Consider the following 15,825-nt stretch of genomic DNA (forward strand, 5'->3'; position numbering starts at 1 on the left):
ATGAGCGATCTCAACCCCATACTTCAATTTGGCACCAGCCGCTTCCTGCAGGCGCACGCCGACCTGTTCGTCAGCGAAGCGGCCAGCCTCGGCGAGGCGCTGGGCCAGATCACCATCGTGCAAACGACCGGCAGCGCGCAGGGCGCGGCGCGGGTGGCGGCGTTTCGCCGGCCCGGCGGCTATCCCGTGCGCATCCGCGGATGGCAGGACGGCGTGCAGGTCGATGAAGAGCGCCGCGCCCACGCCGTCACGCAGGCGTGGCAAGCGGGCAGCGACTGGCGGCAGGTGCGCGATGCGGCCGTGGCCGCGCGCGTGATCTTGTCGAATACGGGCGACACGGGTTACCAGCTGGACGAATCCGACCACGCCGGCATGCTCGACGGCGCGGCCGTCCCCGCCAGCTTTCCCGCCAAGCTGCTGGTGCTGCTGCATGACCGCTTCCTGGCCGGCGCCGCGCCCCTCTCGATTTTTCCGTGCGAACTGGTGGCCGACAATGGCACGGTACTGCGCCAGGTGATCGTGACATTGGCGCGGCAGTGGCGCTGCGATGCCGCGTTCATCGTCTACCTGGAAACGGGCTGCCTGTGGATCAATTCCCTCGTCGACCGCATCGTTTCGGAACCGATCGAACCGATAGGCGCCGTGGCCGAGCCCTATGCGCTGTGGGCCATCGAGGCGCAGGAAGGCATGCTGCTGCCATGCCGCCACCGGCAGGTGGTAGTGACTAGCAGCCTGCGCGACTATGAACAGCGCAAGCTGTTCTTGCTGAACCTCGGTCACACCTATCTGGCGCAGCTGTGGATGGAGCGGGGCAGCCCGGCCGGCATGACGGTGCGCGAGGCGATGGACGATGGCGCCATGCGCGCCGCGCTGGAAGCCCTGTGGCAGGAGGAAGTGCTGCCCGTATTTGCCGCCATGGGGCCGCGGCACGGCGACGCCGCGCAGGCCTATGTGGCGCAGGTCAGGGAACGCTTTTGCAATCCCTTCCTCGCGCACCGCCTGGCCGACATCGCCCAGCACCACGCCGGCAAGATCGCGCGCCGCGTGGCGCCCGTGGCGGCGCTGGCGCGGCAGCTCTGTCCCGCGCTGGCGCAGCCGCGCCTGCGCGCCATGCTGGCGCCGGGAGCGCAGCCATGAACGCCCCCGCCCCCGCAGTTGTTTCCTTTTCTGCATGCCGATCCAATCCGATATCGACTAAAATGGCCCACTCATCCACTTTCCCTTTCGCTGGCATAGCGCGTTCATTCATCCATGTCCAAACCCGCCACCGTCTTCAAGCGCAGTACCAATCTGCTGTTGCAATTTCTCGCCGAGAATGTCGCAGTGGGCGAGATGCTGCCGACGGAGCAGTTCCTGACCACCATCTGCCAGGGCAGCCGCACGGCGGTCCGCAGCGCGATTGCGTATCTGTCGATGCGGCGGCTGATCGCCAGCCCGGCGGACCGGCGCCTGCTGCGCAAACCCATACCGGGCGACTACTTCGATATCTCCGAATTGCAGTCGGGGGCAGAGCGCATCCAGCAAGTGCTGATGGAGCGCGTGTACCAGCGCGACATGCCGCCCGGCGCGGAATTTTCGGAAGCGGAACTGGCGCGCGAGGCGGGCGCCAGTACCGTCAGCGTGCGCGAATTTCTGATCGGCTTTTCGCGCTTCGGCCTGATCGAAAAGAAACCGCGCGGCGGCTGGCGCCTGTGCGCGTTCGACCGCTCGTTCGCCACCGAACTGGCGGACATGCGGCGCATGTTCGAGATGGCGGCCGTGGAGCAGTTTGCGCACCTGCCGCATGGCGACCCCGCGTATGCGGAACTGGCGCGGCTGATCAAACAGCACGAGAAGCTGGCGGCCAGGATAGACACGCGCCACAACGCCTTTCCGGCGCTGGACCGCGAGTTCCACACCTTTTTGATTGGCCTCTTGAACAACCGCTTCGCGCAGGGCTTCTACGATATCGTCTCGTTTGTCTTCCACTATCACTACCAGTGGGACAAGGGCGAGGAAAAGGGCCGCAACCAGTACGCGGTGCAGGAGCACCTGGCGATCCTGCATGCGCTGGCGGAGCACGACATACCGAAGGCGCTCGAGTGCATGCGTTCGCACCTCGATTCCTCGCGTCGCACCATGCTGTCCTCGATAGGCACGCGCGAAAAACTGAGCCAGCCAGGCGCCTAACCGTCTTTGCCGGGGAGGGTGCGCCATGAGCCTCGCTTCCCGGCCTGCCAGCCTGCTCCTGATGTCGTCCGAGGATAACTGCCTGATCGCCAGGACAGCATTGGCCAGCGGCGACGTCGTCGCCATCGACGGCCTGCCCGTCACCCTGGCGCAAGACATCCAGATCGGCCACAAGGTGGCGCGCCGCGCGCTGGCCGTGGGCGACAAGGTGCTGCGCTACGGCGCCCTGATCGGCAGCATCACGGCTCCCGTCGCCATCGGCGAGCATATCCACACGCACAACCTGGCAAGCGACTACATCCCCACGTTTACCCTGGGCCAGGACGGCCACCATTTCCTGCACAAGGACGACCAAGCATGAACGCTCCAACGACGACACCCGCCCTGTCGGGCTACCTGCGCGCCGATGGCCGCAAGGGCATCCGCAATATCGTGGTGGTGGCCTATATGGTCGAATGCGCGCACCACGTGGCGCGCCTGATGGTCAACGCCTTTCCCGGCCAGCCCGTGCACCTGATCGGCTTTACGGGCTGCTTCCCCAACGAATACGCGGACCAGGTGATGCGCCGCCTGCTGACGCATCCGAACGTGGGCGCCGTGCTGCTCGTCTCCCTGGGCTGCGAAGGCTTCAACAAATATGGCCTGTCCAGCGCCGTGGCCGACAGCGACCGCCCCGTGCACACGATCACCATCCAGGAAAACAGCGGCACGCGCCCCAGCGTGAGCAGCGGCGTCGAATGGATAGGCTGGGCTTTGGAACACCTCGCGCGGCAGGAGCGCGTGCCGATGGGGATCGATGAACTGGTCGTCGCCACCATCTGCGGCGGCTCCGACAGCACCAGCGGCATCAGTGCCAACCCGGCCGTCGGTGTCGCCTTCGACACGCTGATCGCGGCCGGCAGCCCCTGCATCTTCGAGGAGACGGGCGAACTGGTGGGCTGCGAATACCACATGCAGCGGCGCGCCGTCAGCCCGGAGCTGGGCAACGCCATCGTCGACACCGTGGCCAAGGCCGCGCGCTACTACACCATCATGGGCCATGGCAGCTTCTCGCCGGGGAACGCCGATGGCGGCCTGACCACGCAGGAAGAAAAGTCGCTGGGCGCCTACGCCAAGAGCGGTTCCTCGCCCATCGTCGGCATTCTGAAGCCGGGCGACCAGCCGGCCGGCGGCGGCCTGTACCTGCTCGACGTGGTGCCGGACGGCGAGCCGCGCTTCGGTTTCCCGAACGTGTCGGACAACGCGGAAATCGTCGAACTCATTTCCTGCGGCGCCCACATCACCTTGTTCACGACCGGACGCGGCTCCGTGGTGGGATCGGCGATTTCGCCCGTCATCAAGGTGTGCGCCAATCCGCAAACCTTCGAGCGCCTGGCCGACGACATGGATATCAACGCCGGCAAGATACTCACGGGCGCAGCCACCTTGGAAGAAGTGGGCGCCGAGATCGTCGCCGCCGTGCTGAACGTGGCCAACGGAGAACTGAGCCGCTCGGAAGACCTGGGCCACCAGGAGTTCGTGCTGACCTATAAACAATTCGACGCGGTGGGGCCAGGCTGCTTCCCCTTGCGCGCTGCTTGAGGGCCGGATTCATGGATGTCACACAATTGCGTAGCTTGCCGCGTGGCGGCCTGTCGCTGCCCTGCATCGGCATGGGCTGCGCGCCGCTCGGCGGCCTGTACCAGCCGGTCAGCGATGCACAGGCGCGCGCCACCCTCGATGGCGCGTGGGACGCCGGCGTGCGCTTCTTCGACACGGCGCCGTTCTATGGCTATACCCAGTCCGAACACCGTCTCGGCGCGGCGCTGCGCGAGCGGCCCCGCAACGAGTTCGTGATCAGCACCAAGGCGGGACGGCTGATGCGGCCCGACCCCTGCGTGCGCCCCGGCGACGACGGCTTTGCCGCGCCGCTGCCGTTCCGCCCCCATTACGACTACACGTATGACGGCGTGCTGCGTTCGCACGACGACAGCCTGCAGCGATTGGGGCTCGAGCGCATCGATATCCTGTTCGTGCACGATATCGGCAAGGCCACGCATGGCGAACGCGAGCAGCAATACTGGCGCCAGCTGACTGACGGCGGCGGCTTTCGCGCGCTGGACCAGCTGCGCGCCAGCGGCCAGGTGAAGGCCGTGGGCCTCGGCGTCAACGAATGCGAGATCGTGCTGCGGGCGATGGCGGAATTCGACCTCGACTGCACCCTGCTGGCTGGCCGCTATACCTTGCTGGAACAGGCTTCGCTGTCGCCATTGCTGGACCTGTGCCTGGAACGCGGCAACGCCATCGTGATCGGCGGCCCGTTCAACTCGGGCGTGCTGGCCGGGAACGGCAAATTCAATTACGCCGATGCGCCGGCCGCGATACTCCAGCGCGTGGCGCGCCTGGACGCCGTCTGCCGCGCATTCAACGTGCCGCTGCAGGCTGCCGCCCTGCAGTTTCCGCTCGCCCATCCGGCCGTCGTTTCCTGCATCCCGGGCGGCCAGGACCTGGCGCAGCTGCGGCAAAATCGCGACTGGTTCGCCACGCCCTTGCCGGACGCCTTGTGGATGGCATTGCAGGAAGCTGGCCTGATCGATGCGCGCGCACCGGTGCCCAAGGGAGCCGCATGATGCGCATCGACGCCCACCAGCACTTCTGGCAACTGGCCGCGCGCGGCGGCAGCTGGCCGCCGCCATCCTTGGCCGCCATCCACCGCGATTTCGCGCCCGCCGATCTGGCGCCTCTGCTGGCCGAATATGGCATCGCTGGAACGGTGCTGGTGCAGTCGCTGCCGTCGTCCGCCGATACCGATTACCTGCTGGCGCTGGCGGAAAAGACCAGCTTTATCCGTGCCGTCGTGGGCTGGACCGACTTGTTGGCCAAAGACGCACCGGCGGCGATTGCCCGTCTGGCGTCGCACGGCAAGCTCAAAGGCCTGCGCCCGATGCTGCAGGACCTCGACGACGATCGGTGGATCGCCAACCCGGCGCTGCGGCCAGCGTTGACGGCCATGGCGGCACACGGCTTGCGCTTTGACGCGCTGGTGCTGCCGCGCCACTTGCCCGCGCTGCTGCAATGCGCGCGCGATTTTCCAGCGCTCCCCGTCGTGATCGACCATGCGGCCAAGCCGCCGATCGCCGAAGCTGAATTTGGCCACTGGCGCGAACACATGGCGCAGCTGGCCGCGCTGCCGAACGTGCACTGCAAGCTGTCCGGGCTGGTGACGGAAGCGAAATCCGATTGGAGCGTTGACGACCTGCGCCCGTATGTGGCGCATGTGCTGGACGTGTTCGGCCCCCGGCGCGTGATATGGGGCAGCGACTGGCCGGTAGTCGACCTGGCCGGCGGCTATGCGGCCTGGCTGCTGGCGAGCGAAGCGCTGCTGTCGCATCTCGATCAGCAGGACAGGGACGATATTTTCGGCCTTAATGCATGCCGCTTTTATGGGCTTAAATGAGGTGGCTGGCTTGTCGGCTTACGCCGTTCCGGCTAAGCCGACCTACGAAACACCTCGATGCCAACTGTAGGTTGGCTTAGCCGGTACGGCGTAAGCCAACAAAGAGGAGCTGAAATGCAAAGAATGGGCATGGTCATCGGCATCGCGCCGGACCGCATCGCGGAATACAAGACCCTGCACGCCGCCGTCTGGCCGCAGGTGCTGGCCAAGCTGACGGCGGCGCATGTCGGCAATTATTCGATCTTTTTGTGCGAGCCGGAAAACCTGTTGTTCGGTTACTGGGAGTATCACGGCGAGGATTTTGAAGCCGACATGGCGGCCATCGCCGCCGACCCGGAAACGCAGCGCTGGTGGACCTTTTGCGCCCCCTGCCAGCTGCCGCTGGCTTCGCGCGCCGAGGGCGAGCACTGGGCGATGATGGAGCAGGTTTTCTACTTTGCTTAGCAAGAATCCGGGGTCAGACCCGCCGGGTCTGACCCCAGCACTTAAGGTGTCGGGTTAAAAAAATAAAAGGAGATAACATGACCGCCAGACTACAAGGAAAAATCGCCCTGCTCACCGCCGCCGGCCAGGGCATCGGCCGGGCCACGGCCGAAGCGTTCGTGCGCGAAGGCGCGACCGTGATCGCCACCGATATCAACCAGGCCCAGCTCGACGCGCTGAAGGAAGCGACGGGCTGCGCCATCCGCCTGCTCGACGTGACCGATGGCGCGGCGATCACCGCGCTGGCCGGCGAGATCGGCCCCGTCGATATCCTCTTCAACTGCGCCGGCTTCGTCGATGGCGGCACCATCCTCGATTGCGACGATGCTGCCTGGGACCGTTCCTTCGACATCAACGCCCGTTCCATGTACCGGCTGATGCGCGCCGTGCTGCCCGGGATGCTGGCCAGGGGCGCCGGCTCCATCGTCAATATGTCGTCGGTGGCGTCGAGCGTGAAGGGCGCGCCGAACCGTTTTATCTACGGCACCTCGAAGGCGGCCGTGGTGGGCATGACCAAGGCGGTGGCCGCCGATTTCGTCACGCGCGGCATCCGCTGCAATGCGATCTGTCCCGGTACCATCGAGTCGCCCTCGCTGAAGGAACGCATTGCCGCGCAGGCGGCAGCGACGGGCGTGAGTGTCGATGAAGTGCAAGCCGCTTTCGTGGCCCGGCAGCCGATGGGCAGAGTGGGCAGGGCAGAGGAAATCGCCGCCCTGGCCGTGTATCTGGCTTCCGACGAATCCGCTTTTACCACCGGCATGGTCCACGTCATTGACGGCGGCTGGTCTAACTAAGGACACCCGACCAAACCTACTGCGCGTCGCGATATGCGGCTTGCGATGCTCACTGTACATTCGTACAGCTGCGCTTCTCGGCCACATCTCGCTTCCGCTCGCTACGGTTTTGTCGGGTGTCGTGAAGGCGCGGGCCTGATTGCTACCGAACTTTTTATGTTGTTTGATATTTACTTGAAAGTTTAATCATGAAACTGATGCGTTATGGCGCCAAGGGCGCTGAAAAACCTGCCTTGATCGATGCTGACGGCGCCGTGCGCGACCTGTCCGGCGTGCTGCCCGATATTACGGCCGCGACCCTGGGCAAGGATGGCCTGGCGGCCCTGGCCGCCATCGACATCGCCAGCCTGCCGGTGGTGGCCAACCCCGGCCGCATCGCGCCGCCGTGGCAGGGCGTGGGCAAGTTTTTATGCGTGGGCCTGAACTATGCCGACCATGCGGCTGAATCGGGCATGGCCGTGCCGGCTGAGCCGGTGCTGTTCATGAAGGCCACCAGCGCCATCGTCGGCGCCAACGATGCCGTGGTGATGCCGCAGGACTCGAAGAAAAGCGACTGGGAAGTGGAGCTGGGCGTGGTAATCGGCACCACTGCGCGCTATGTGAGCGAAGCGGAGGCGCTGTCGCACGTGGCCGGCTACTGCGTGGTGAACGATTTGTCCGAACGCGAATACCAATTGGAGCGCGGCGGCCAGTGGGACAAGGGCAAGGGCTGCGATACCTTCGGCCCGATCGGCCCCTGGCTGGTGACCGCTGACGAAGTGGCGGACCCGCAAAACCTGGGCCTGTGGCTGGAAGTGAACGGCAAGCGCGTCCAGGATGGCAATACCCAAACGATGGTCTTCTGCGTGGCGAATCTGGTCAGCTATATCAGCCGCTTCATGACCTTGTACCCGGGCGACATCATCAGCACCGGCACGCCACCGGGCGTGGGCATGGGGCAGAAACCGTCGGCCGTGTATTTGAAGCCGGGAGACACCATGCGCCTGGGGATCGAAGGCCTCGGCGAACAGCGGCAGACCGTGCATGCGTGGAATCCGCAACTGATCGACAGTTAAACGAGTAGCAAAACGAGTAGCAGACCGGCGCGCCGCCAAGATGCTCAGACATCGGCGCGCCGGCCTATGGCAGTGGAGTGGAGGAGACACACCATGAATCAATCCGAAGAGATACTGGCCTTGAACAAGGTCAGCAAGCGCTTTCCCGGCGTGCTGGCCCTGGACAACGTCAGTTTCAGCCTGCGCAAGGGCGAGGCCCATGCGCTGTGCGGCGAAAACGGCGCCGGCAAGTCCACCCTGATGAAGGTGATGAGCGGCGTGTACCAGGCCGACGAGGGGGAACTGGTCTACAAGGGCAAGGTGTGCAGCTTTGCCAGCAGCGTGGATGCGGAGGCGGCCGGCATCGCCATCATCCACCAGGAACTGAACCTGATCCCGCACCTGAGCGTGGCGGAGAATATTTTCCTGGCGCGCGAACCGGTGCGCGGCATTTTCATCGACCGCAAGAAGATGCGTGCCGATGCGCAGGCGCTGCTGGACCGTTTAAAACTGCGCATCGACCCGCGCCAGCTGGTGAAGAATCTGTCCTGCGCCCAGCAGCAGATGGTGGAAATCGCCAAGGCGCTGTCGCTCAATACGGAAGTGCTGATCATGGACGAGCCCACGTCCTCGCTGACGGAAAGCGAGACGGGCCAGCTGTTCGATATCATCAATGAACTCAAGCGCAACGGCGTGAGCGTCGTGTACATCTCGCACCGCCTGGAAGAGATGCAGCACATCATCGACAGAGTGACGGTGCTGCGCGACGGGAAATTCGTCTGCACCGACGATTTTGCCAGCACCACCCTGGATGCCATCGTGGCCAGGATGGTGGGCCGCACCCTCGATGAAAAATTTCCCGACCGCGTCTCGACGCCGACGGCTGAAGTGCTGCTGCGCGTGAGCGATTTGCACCGCAAGGATATATTCGGCCCGCTGAGCTTTGACTTGCGGCGCGGCGAGATCCTCGGCTTTTCCGGCCTGATGGGCGCGGGCCGCACGGAAGTGGCGCGCGCCATCTTCGGCGCCGATCCGCTCACCGGCGGCGCGATCCACCTGGGCGACGTGGCGGTGACGATCACCAGCCCCATCGACGCCATCGGACACGGTATCGCCTACCTGTCGGAAGACCGCAAGAGCCACGGCCTGGCGATCCGCATGTCTGTGGCGGCCAACCTGACCCTGACGAATGTATCGGCGCTGGCCAACCGATTCGGCTTCATCGATTTCGCCAGGGAAGAGGCGGTGGCGCAGCAGTATATCGCGGCGCTGGGCATCAAGACGCCGACCTCGAAACAGGTCGCGCGCAACCTCTCGGGCGGCAACCAGCAAAAGATCGTCATCAGCAAATGGCTGTACCGCGAATCGAAAATCATCTTCTTCGACGAACCCACGCGCGGCATCGACGTGGGGGCCAAGTTCGCCATCTACCAGCTGCTCGACAAGCTCGCGTCGGAAGGCATCGGCGTGGTGCTGATCACGTCCGAGCTGCCCGAGATCATGGGCATGACGGACCGCGTGGCCGTGTTTCATGAAGGGCGCATCAGCGGCATCGTCAATACGCGCGAGTCGTCGCAGGAAGAGATCATGCAGCTGGCGTCGGGGCGCGTCGTCGCTCCAATCCCTGGCCAGGCGGCAGTCCACTAAAAACAGAAAGCTTAAAAAAATGAACAAAGAACTGATCCAAAAATTCGCCGCGCTGGGCAGCCTGTCGCTGTTGCTGCTGGTGTTTTCCCTGACCAGCAACGCCTTTTTCTCCGTCAGCAACGGCATGAGCGTGGCCTTGCAAGTGACGTCGATCGCCTACCTGGGCATAGCCGCCACCTGCGTCATCATCACGGGCGGCATCGACCTCAGTTCCGGCTCCGTGCTGGCGCTGGCCGGCGTGGCCGCCGCGCTGCTGGTGAAAAGCGGCGTGCCCGTGCCGGCCGCCATGCTGGGCGGCGTCGTGGTGGGCGCCATGTGCGGCGCCGTCAACGGCTTTTGCATCACGCAATTGAAACTGCCGCCCTTCATCGCCACGCTCGGCATGATGCTGATCGCACGGGGCCTGGCGCTGCAGGTGACGGGCGCGCGCGCCATTTCCGGTCTGGGCGAGTCGTTCGGCGAACTGGGCAACGGCGTGCTGTGGCGCATCGAGCGCGACACGGGCGGCACGTTTCCCGAAGTCGTGTTTCCCGGCATTCCGTATCCCGTGGTGCTGATGGTGGTGATCGCCGTGGCCGTGTCCATCATGCTCAGCCGCACCACCTTCGGCCGGCATATCTACGCCGTCGGCTCGAATGCGGAAGCGGCCCGCCTGTCGGGCGTGAAGGTGGGCCGCGTGACCCTGCTGGTGTACACCCTGTCGGGCGCTCTGTCGGGCCTGACGGGCTGCGTGCTGATGTCGCGCCTGGTGACGGCGCAGCCGAACGAGGGCGTGATGTACGAACTCGATGCGATCGCCAGCGCCGTGATCGGCGGCGCCTCGCTGATCGGCGGCATCGGCACCATTTCCGGCACCGTCATCGGTTCCTTCGTCATCGGCATCCTGCGCAACGGCTTGAACATGAACGGGGTATCGAGCTTTATCCAGCAAATCATTATCGGACTGGTCATCCTGCTGACCGTCTGGATCGATCAGAAGCGCAACCGCGCCTGATGCAGCAAGCAGTACGCCATGAAGTCAATCCACCAAATCTATAATTAAATGAGGACGACAATGAACACCTTCAAAGCCTTCAACACCGTCTTGCTCGGTCTGTTGACCGCAGCCTCTGCCTTGAGCGCCAGCGCTGCCTTCGCCGCCCCGGGCGAGATCGCCGTGATCGTCAAGACGACCAATTCCAACTACTGGCAAAACGTCAGGAAGGGCGCCACGGCCAGCGCCGCCGATGCCAAGGGCTACAGCCTGACCTTCCAGGGGCCTGCCTCGGAATCGGCCATCGCCGACCAGGTCAGCATGGTGGAAAACGCCGTCACGCGCAAGGTGTCCGGCATCGTGCTGGCCGCGTCGGACCCGGACGCGCTGGTGCCGGCCCTGAAGAAGGCGTGGGAAGCGAAGATTCCCGTGGTGCTGATCGATTCGCTGGTGGCCGACAGCGGCAAGCGCTATTACCAGTCCTTCCTGTCGACCGACAATGAAGCGGCCGGCGAGCAAAGCGCCAAGGCCCTCATTTCGCAGGTCGGCAAGACGGGCAAGATCGCCGTGATGTCGTACGTGGCGGGCGCCGGTTCCGAGACGGGCAGGGTGGGCGGCTTCAAGCGCTACATCGAAAAGAATTCGCAGCTGCAGATCGTCGGCACGTATTACTCGCAGTCGCAGATGGCCACGGCGCTGAACCAGACGACCGACGTGCTGGCCTCGAATCCGGACTTGAAGGGCATCTTCGGCGCCAACGAGCCGACGGCCGTGGGCATGGGCCGCGCCATCGCCCAGGCGGGCAAGGCCGGCAAGGTGATCGCCGTGGGCTTCGACGGCAATGAAGACCTGAAAAACTTCGTCAAGGACGGCACCTTGTATGCAACCGCCGTGCAGGGTTCGTATTCGATGGGCGCGCTGGGCGTGAAAACCCTCGTCAGCCTGATCGAAGGCAAGAAGGTCGCGCCTTTCGTCAACACGGGCGTGGTGATCGTCACCAAGGCCAATGTCGATCTGCCGGAAGCGAAGAACGTTTTATATTGAGCCTCAGCCGATCGTCAGGCGCTGCTTCAATTCCTTGAGCAATCGTGGCATGGCGGGACCACGTCGGCTTGCTATTTGGTTCGTCGGCTTACGCCGTTCCGGCTAAGCCGACCTACCGGGCCTGCGCGTGCATCGCGTGGAACGTAGGTCGGCTTGGCGCGCAAGCGCGTAAGCCGACATCGCGCCATGCGCCGCCAGGATCACGTGGGCTTGCTATTTGTTTTGTCGGCTTACGCCGTTCCGGCTAAGCCGACCTACCCGACCTGCGCATGCATCGTGGCGTAGAGTAGGTCGGCTTAGCGCGCAAGCGCGTAAGCCGACATCGCGCCATGCGCAGCCAGCACCATGTAGCTTGCTATTCGGCCTTGCGGCGCTCCTGCGCCCGCTGCCATTCGAGGCCCGGGCGGTCGACGCGGAATTGCAGCAAGCGGCCCTGCACCACTTCCGTGACGTAGGCCGTGCGGCCATCGGGGCCGCCGAAGGTGATGTTGCTGGGCTTGGCGCCGGGCACGCTGATCTCGCGCAGGATGCGCCCTTGCGGCGACAATTTCACCACCGTGCCCTTGCCGTAGCGCGTCACGTAAAGGTTGCCGTCGACGTCCACGCGCATGCCGTCCATGCCGAAATCGTCGAACTTGATCAGCAATCGCTTGCCGCTCAGGCTGCCGTCCACGGCGATGTCGTACATCCAGATATTGCGCTGCACGCTTTCATTCACATACAAAATCTTGCCGTCGGGGCTCACTTCGATGCCGTTGGCCGTGCCCATCGTGTCGAGCGCCAGTGTCACCGTGCCATCGGCTGCGATGCGCCATACGCGGCCCGTGTTTTCCTTCCAGTTCGGGTCGCTCGCATACAGCACGTCGTCGGCCGTGATGGCGATGTCGTTCGGCTGCGTCATGCGCGGCTCGCGCGCGTGGATGGTCAGCGCGCGCGTGGCCGGGTCGACCAGGTAAATCGTGTGCTCCATGTAGTCGGCCAAATACATCTGGCCGCGGCTGCCGAAGCGGATGCCGTTGGCGATGCTGGTGCCGGGCAGGGTCAGGTACACCTCACCAGCGCCGCCGGGGCTGACCTTGCCGATGGTCTGCTGGCGCGCAAAGTTGACGGCATAGATATTGCCATCCGCATCCACGGCCGGGCCTTCGATGCCCTTGGTAAAGGAATGCGCGGGCGTGAAAGTGGTGGCGAGGAACAGTGCCTCGTGCGCGGGCTGGCTGGCGCAGGCGGACAGGCTGGCCAGCGCTGCGGCCAGCACGGCGGCGCGCAGCGACGGCAGGACGGTTCGAAAATCGGGCATCAAGGTTCTCTATATGGCAAGGGTGGCGTATGTTACCCGACGCGCGCCAGGCGGGGCGCCAGTCTATGCCGCCACGACGACGAGGTCGGGGAAATTGTCCTGCCAGCCATCCCATGCATCTTGCAGGTGCGCGTGCATGCCGGCCCGGTCTTGCGCCTGATCAAAGGTGTCCGCGCTGGCCAGCAGAAAATGGGCAATGGCGCGCAAGGTGGCCGGGTCGGCCTGGATGGTCACGTCGGAACAGGGCAGGGGCCGTTCTGCGGCCTCGTCCTGCAGATAACAGTGCAGCGATAAATGTGTGCTCATGAGCTTCGGTGGCTGATGTAGGCGCCCAGCATGGCGTGTGCGTTCAGTGCGGCGCGGGCCGCTTCCAGTTCTCCGGGCTGCAGGTACCAGAAGATCCAGCCGGCATGGTCTTCGCAGCGGCCATGAGCTTGCATCGCAGCGCGCAGCGCTTGCCGGCGCCCGGGCGGCAGCGCATCCAGCCTGGCTGGCGTGAAACCGTTGATGGGATAGACATCGCGCAGGTGCGCATCTTGCAACCCGCGCCGCTTGATGGCGGCCCAGTTATTTGCGGGGCAAGGCGTGCCAAAGGTCATCGGGTGGGCCTCGTCGACCTGCCGGTAGCCGAGTGCGTAACCGGTGCCATAGCCCTGCGTTTCAGCGTAGCAGTACAGATACTCGCAATGGTCAAACAGGCCGGGTATGGCCCGCGCACCGTCGAACAGCGGCGCCAGCGCAAGCTTGCTGGCGCGGATGGACAGAACCAGCTCCGAGCCCGATGAATACATGGCTTGCGCGTCGCAGTTGACGGCCTCGTCAGCTTCGTCGGGCGGCACGATACGCGGCGAAAGCAGGCCGATGCCGTTGGTCTCTGGCGCGAACAGCATCTTCTCGTAATTGCGCTGTGAGTACTTGACGATCTTGCCGCGCTTGTTGCCGTAGCGCTCGACGGATTCGCCGATGTGCTCGAACCAGGCGAACAACTGCGCGCTGGTCGTGGCGGGAATAAAGGGGCTATTTTTCTTGAATTCGCCTACGAGGAAGTGATATTGGTCCATATGTCGTTATTAGGAATGGGCAACGCGCATGATGCCATGCGCGGGCACATGGCGCTAGCGTGTACACCGTAGCGATGGCGCCGGACGGGTGGGAGAGAAAAAGATGCACGACAGGACGGCGCAATGGCTGGCTTGAGGCGTATGATGGAAATACGGATGTGGTTGCCGCAAGGCAGTGCGACGGACATGGGGCGCACATCTTGCAGGTTTTTTTCGTGTTTTTGGCAGCAATGACAACGAGGAGACATCATGGACAAACCCGAATTCATCCTGGCCGCGAAAGCCATGGAAACGCTGGAGATGTATCAGACCTTCTACGGCCATTCGCAGGAATACCAGGCGCACCAGCAGGAAGTGCTGAAACTGCTGCGCCACAAGGGCGCATCGCTGCTGGTGTCGGAACATGGCCCGGCGAAGTTCCTGCTGGCCTTTGCCGATGCGCTGGAAGCGGCCAGCTTGCCGGGCGAGTATGTGCCGCTCAGCCGCAGGTGAGGCGAGCCTGTCCCGGTGGGATGCCGCTTTCTGCCGGGATAGTCCCTAGCCGCCGTTCCCTCTGTCATTCAGCGCCACCCTGGGCAGGCGCACGGTAAATACCGTGCCGGATTCCAGGCTCGACTCGGCGCCGATGGTGCCGCCGTGTGCGCTGGCGATTTCACGCGCGATAAACAGACCCAGGCCGATACTGGTGGCGTTGGGTGCCTTGTGATCGTCGGAAATGGCCAGCTGCACCAGGGGATCGAAAATGCTCTTCAGCGAGCTTTCCGGGATCTGGCGGCCGAAATTTTTCACCTGCACCACGGCCGTATCGGCATCGCCGCAGGCCGTGATGGTCACCGGCTGGTCGTCGGTGCGATATTGCGCGGCATTATTGAGCAAATTGGAAAACAGCTGGGCCAGGCGGGCCGCATCGAAGTCGCCGATCATCTCGCCCGTGGTGCTCAGCTCGAATTTGCACTGCGGGTGGGCGGCCGAGGCATCTTCGACGGCCGTCTTGCAGATTTCCCCCAGATCGCCCAAGGTGGGTGAAATGGGCATGCGTCCCCCCAGCTGTGTCCTGGCGAATTCCAGCAGATCGTTCACCATGGTTGTCATGGTCGCTGCGCTGCGGGCGACCCGCGCACCGATCTGTACCGTGGAAGACGAGCTCGCGCTTGGCCTGCTCAGCAGCGCACCGGCCATCGTCATCGTGCTCAGCGGACTGCGCAGATCGTGGCTGAGGATGGCGAGAAAGGTATTGCGGGTCCGGTCGCTCTGCTGCGAATAGCGTATGGCCGATTCCTGCAGCGCCTGGTCTATCGCTTCATTGAAGCGCAAGATGTCTTGCGTCGCCGTTTTCGTCGTCACCGATACCTGTGCCATCCACAGGCGCAGGACGCTGGCCCGCATCGCGCGAAATTCCGCCGTCAGCTGCGGCAGCGTGAAGCCGATCTGCTGGCGCAGCGAGCCATGCGTGGCGGCTGCCGTCTCCTTGCCCGTGATTTCCGACACGCCCGTGGTCGATTTCTTTTTTCGCTGCGCCGCGCTTTCGATGACATCCATGTCGCGCACGATGGTTTCCAGCATCTGTTTCGCATGATCGCGCAATTCGGCCTTCGAAATGGCATTGCCCGGAATAGGAAGCGACCTGGCGAAAAGTTCCCACTCTTCCAGGATCGGCTCCAGATGGCCGGTAATAAAGCGCGATAATTTCACTGTGGACCGATGCGTTGATGGAAGAGGAGTCAGTGTACGCTGTTGCGGTGAGGGATGGGGGATCGGGTTCTGCTCCGGGTGCCGTATGCAGGCAGAGTCGCTCAGGCAGAAGCATCCGGCAGGCTGTGCGCCGGCAGAATGAGGCGGCCTCTGGTTTTAACGGTGCTGGACGGCGTCGAGGCTAGCAGATCG

At 64.0% G+C, this 15,825-nt stretch carries 17 protein-coding genes; 13 read left to right on the forward strand and 4 right to left on the reverse strand.

The annotated features are described in order from the left end of the window. The 12 genes from D9M09_RS04525 to D9M09_RS04580 all read left to right on the forward strand — a co-directional run bounded on the left by D9M09_RS04525 (position 1) and on the right by D9M09_RS04580 (position 11,580). Entirely contained in the window at positions 1 to 1,137 is a 1,137-nt protein-coding gene (locus tag D9M09_RS04525) for a mannitol dehydrogenase family protein (protein ID WP_121668681.1), read from the forward strand. Between the two features lie 114 nt (positions 1,138 to 1,251). After that, positions 1,252 to 2,169 carry a GntR family transcriptional regulator gene (locus tag D9M09_RS04530; protein ID WP_121668682.1) on the forward strand — a complete coding sequence of 306 codons (918 nt, stop codon included), beginning with the start codon at positions 1,252 to 1,254 and terminating at the stop codon, positions 2,167 to 2,169. A gap of 25 nt (positions 2,170 to 2,194) precedes the next feature. After that, positions 2,195 to 2,530 carry a UxaA family hydrolase gene (locus D9M09_RS04535; RefSeq protein WP_121668683.1) on the forward strand — a complete coding sequence of 112 codons (336 nt, stop codon included), beginning with the start codon at positions 2,195 to 2,197 and terminating at the stop codon, positions 2,528 to 2,530. Beyond that, complete coding sequence (locus tag D9M09_RS04540; protein WP_121668684.1) at positions 2,527 to 3,750, forward strand: UxaA family hydrolase; 1,224 nt, start codon at positions 2,527 to 2,529, stop codon at positions 3,748 to 3,750. Before D9M09_RS04535 ends, D9M09_RS04540 begins: the two co-directional genes overlap by 4 nt. An 11-nt stretch (positions 3,751 to 3,761) precedes the next feature. After that, on the forward strand, positions 3,762 to 4,778 hold the full coding sequence (locus D9M09_RS04545) for an aldo/keto reductase (RefSeq protein WP_121668685.1): 1,017 nt from the start codon (positions 3,762 to 3,764) through the stop codon (positions 4,776 to 4,778). Continuing rightward, positions 4,775 to 5,605, forward strand: coding sequence for an amidohydrolase family protein (locus D9M09_RS04550; protein ID WP_205602328.1), 831 nt, complete (start codon positions 4,775 to 4,777; stop codon positions 5,603 to 5,605). The genes D9M09_RS04545 and D9M09_RS04550 overlap by 4 nt, the downstream gene beginning before the upstream one ends. A gap of 114 nt (positions 5,606 to 5,719) precedes the next feature. After that, entirely contained in the window at positions 5,720 to 6,049 is a 330-nt protein-coding gene (locus tag D9M09_RS04555) for an L-rhamnose mutarotase (protein WP_121668686.1), read from the forward strand. Positions 6,050 to 6,126: 77 nt separating this feature from the next. Continuing rightward, positions 6,127 to 6,882: an SDR family oxidoreductase gene (locus D9M09_RS04560; RefSeq protein ID WP_099410601.1), complete on the forward strand. Its 756-nt coding sequence runs from the start codon at positions 6,127 to 6,129 to the stop codon at positions 6,880 to 6,882. A gap of 188 nt (positions 6,883 to 7,070) precedes the next feature. After that, positions 7,071 to 7,937, forward strand: coding sequence for a fumarylacetoacetate hydrolase family protein (locus D9M09_RS04565; protein WP_121668687.1), 867 nt, complete (start codon positions 7,071 to 7,073; stop codon positions 7,935 to 7,937). Between the two features lie 66 nt (positions 7,938 to 8,003). Then, complete coding sequence (locus D9M09_RS04570) at positions 8,004 to 9,563, forward strand: sugar ABC transporter ATP-binding protein (protein ID WP_099410603.1); 1,560 nt, start codon at positions 8,004 to 8,006, stop codon at positions 9,561 to 9,563. Positions 9,564 to 9,582: 19 nt separating this feature from the next. Beyond that, positions 9,583 to 10,557: an ABC transporter permease gene (locus D9M09_RS04575; RefSeq protein ID WP_092714916.1), complete on the forward strand. Its 975-nt coding sequence runs from the start codon at positions 9,583 to 9,585 to the stop codon at positions 10,555 to 10,557. Positions 10,558 to 10,617: 60 nt separating this feature from the next. Continuing rightward, on the forward strand, positions 10,618 to 11,580 hold the full coding sequence (locus D9M09_RS04580; protein WP_121668689.1) for an ABC transporter substrate-binding protein: 963 nt from the start codon (positions 10,618 to 10,620) through the stop codon (positions 11,578 to 11,580). A 355-nt stretch (positions 11,581 to 11,935) separates the two neighbouring features. Here the strand turns inward: D9M09_RS04580 and D9M09_RS04585 are convergent, their stop codons facing one another. The 3 genes from D9M09_RS04585 to D9M09_RS04595 all read right to left on the reverse strand — a co-directional run bounded on the left by D9M09_RS04585 (position 11,936) and on the right by D9M09_RS04595 (position 13,941). After that, on the reverse strand, positions 11,936 to 12,880 hold the full coding sequence (locus tag D9M09_RS04585; protein WP_205602329.1) for an SMP-30/gluconolactonase/LRE family protein: 945 nt from the start codon (positions 12,878 to 12,880) through the stop codon (positions 11,936 to 11,938). Between the two features lie 63 nt (positions 12,881 to 12,943). Continuing rightward, positions 12,944 to 13,186 carry an Imm32 family immunity protein gene (locus D9M09_RS04590; protein WP_070292076.1) on the reverse strand — a complete coding sequence of 81 codons (243 nt, stop codon included), beginning with the start codon at positions 13,184 to 13,186 and terminating at the stop codon, positions 12,944 to 12,946. Then, a complete protein-coding gene (locus D9M09_RS04595; RefSeq protein WP_070292074.1) occupies positions 13,183 to 13,941 on the reverse strand; it encodes a hypothetical protein in 759 nt (252 codons plus the stop codon). The genes D9M09_RS04590 and D9M09_RS04595 overlap by 4 nt, the downstream gene beginning before the upstream one ends. Before the next feature lie 249 nt (positions 13,942 to 14,190). On the opposite strand from D9M09_RS04595, the gene D9M09_RS04600 reads away from it, so the two are divergent. After that, positions 14,191 to 14,433, forward strand: a complete 243-nt coding sequence (locus tag D9M09_RS04600) for a hypothetical protein (RefSeq protein ID WP_070221783.1) — start codon at positions 14,191 to 14,193, stop codon at positions 14,431 to 14,433. A gap of 45 nt (positions 14,434 to 14,478) precedes the next feature. Here D9M09_RS04600 and D9M09_RS04605 read toward each other — a convergent pair whose 3' ends face one another. Then, on the reverse strand, positions 14,479 to 15,633 hold the full coding sequence (locus tag D9M09_RS04605) for a sensor histidine kinase (protein ID WP_121668690.1): 1,155 nt from the start codon (positions 15,631 to 15,633) through the stop codon (positions 14,479 to 14,481). Positions 15,634 to 15,825 lie beyond the last annotated feature (192 nt).

Origin of the sequence: Janthinobacterium agaricidamnosum, assembly GCF_003667705.1 — a bacterium.
Classification (GTDB): Bacteria; Pseudomonadota; Gammaproteobacteria; order Burkholderiales; family Burkholderiaceae_D; genus Janthinobacterium.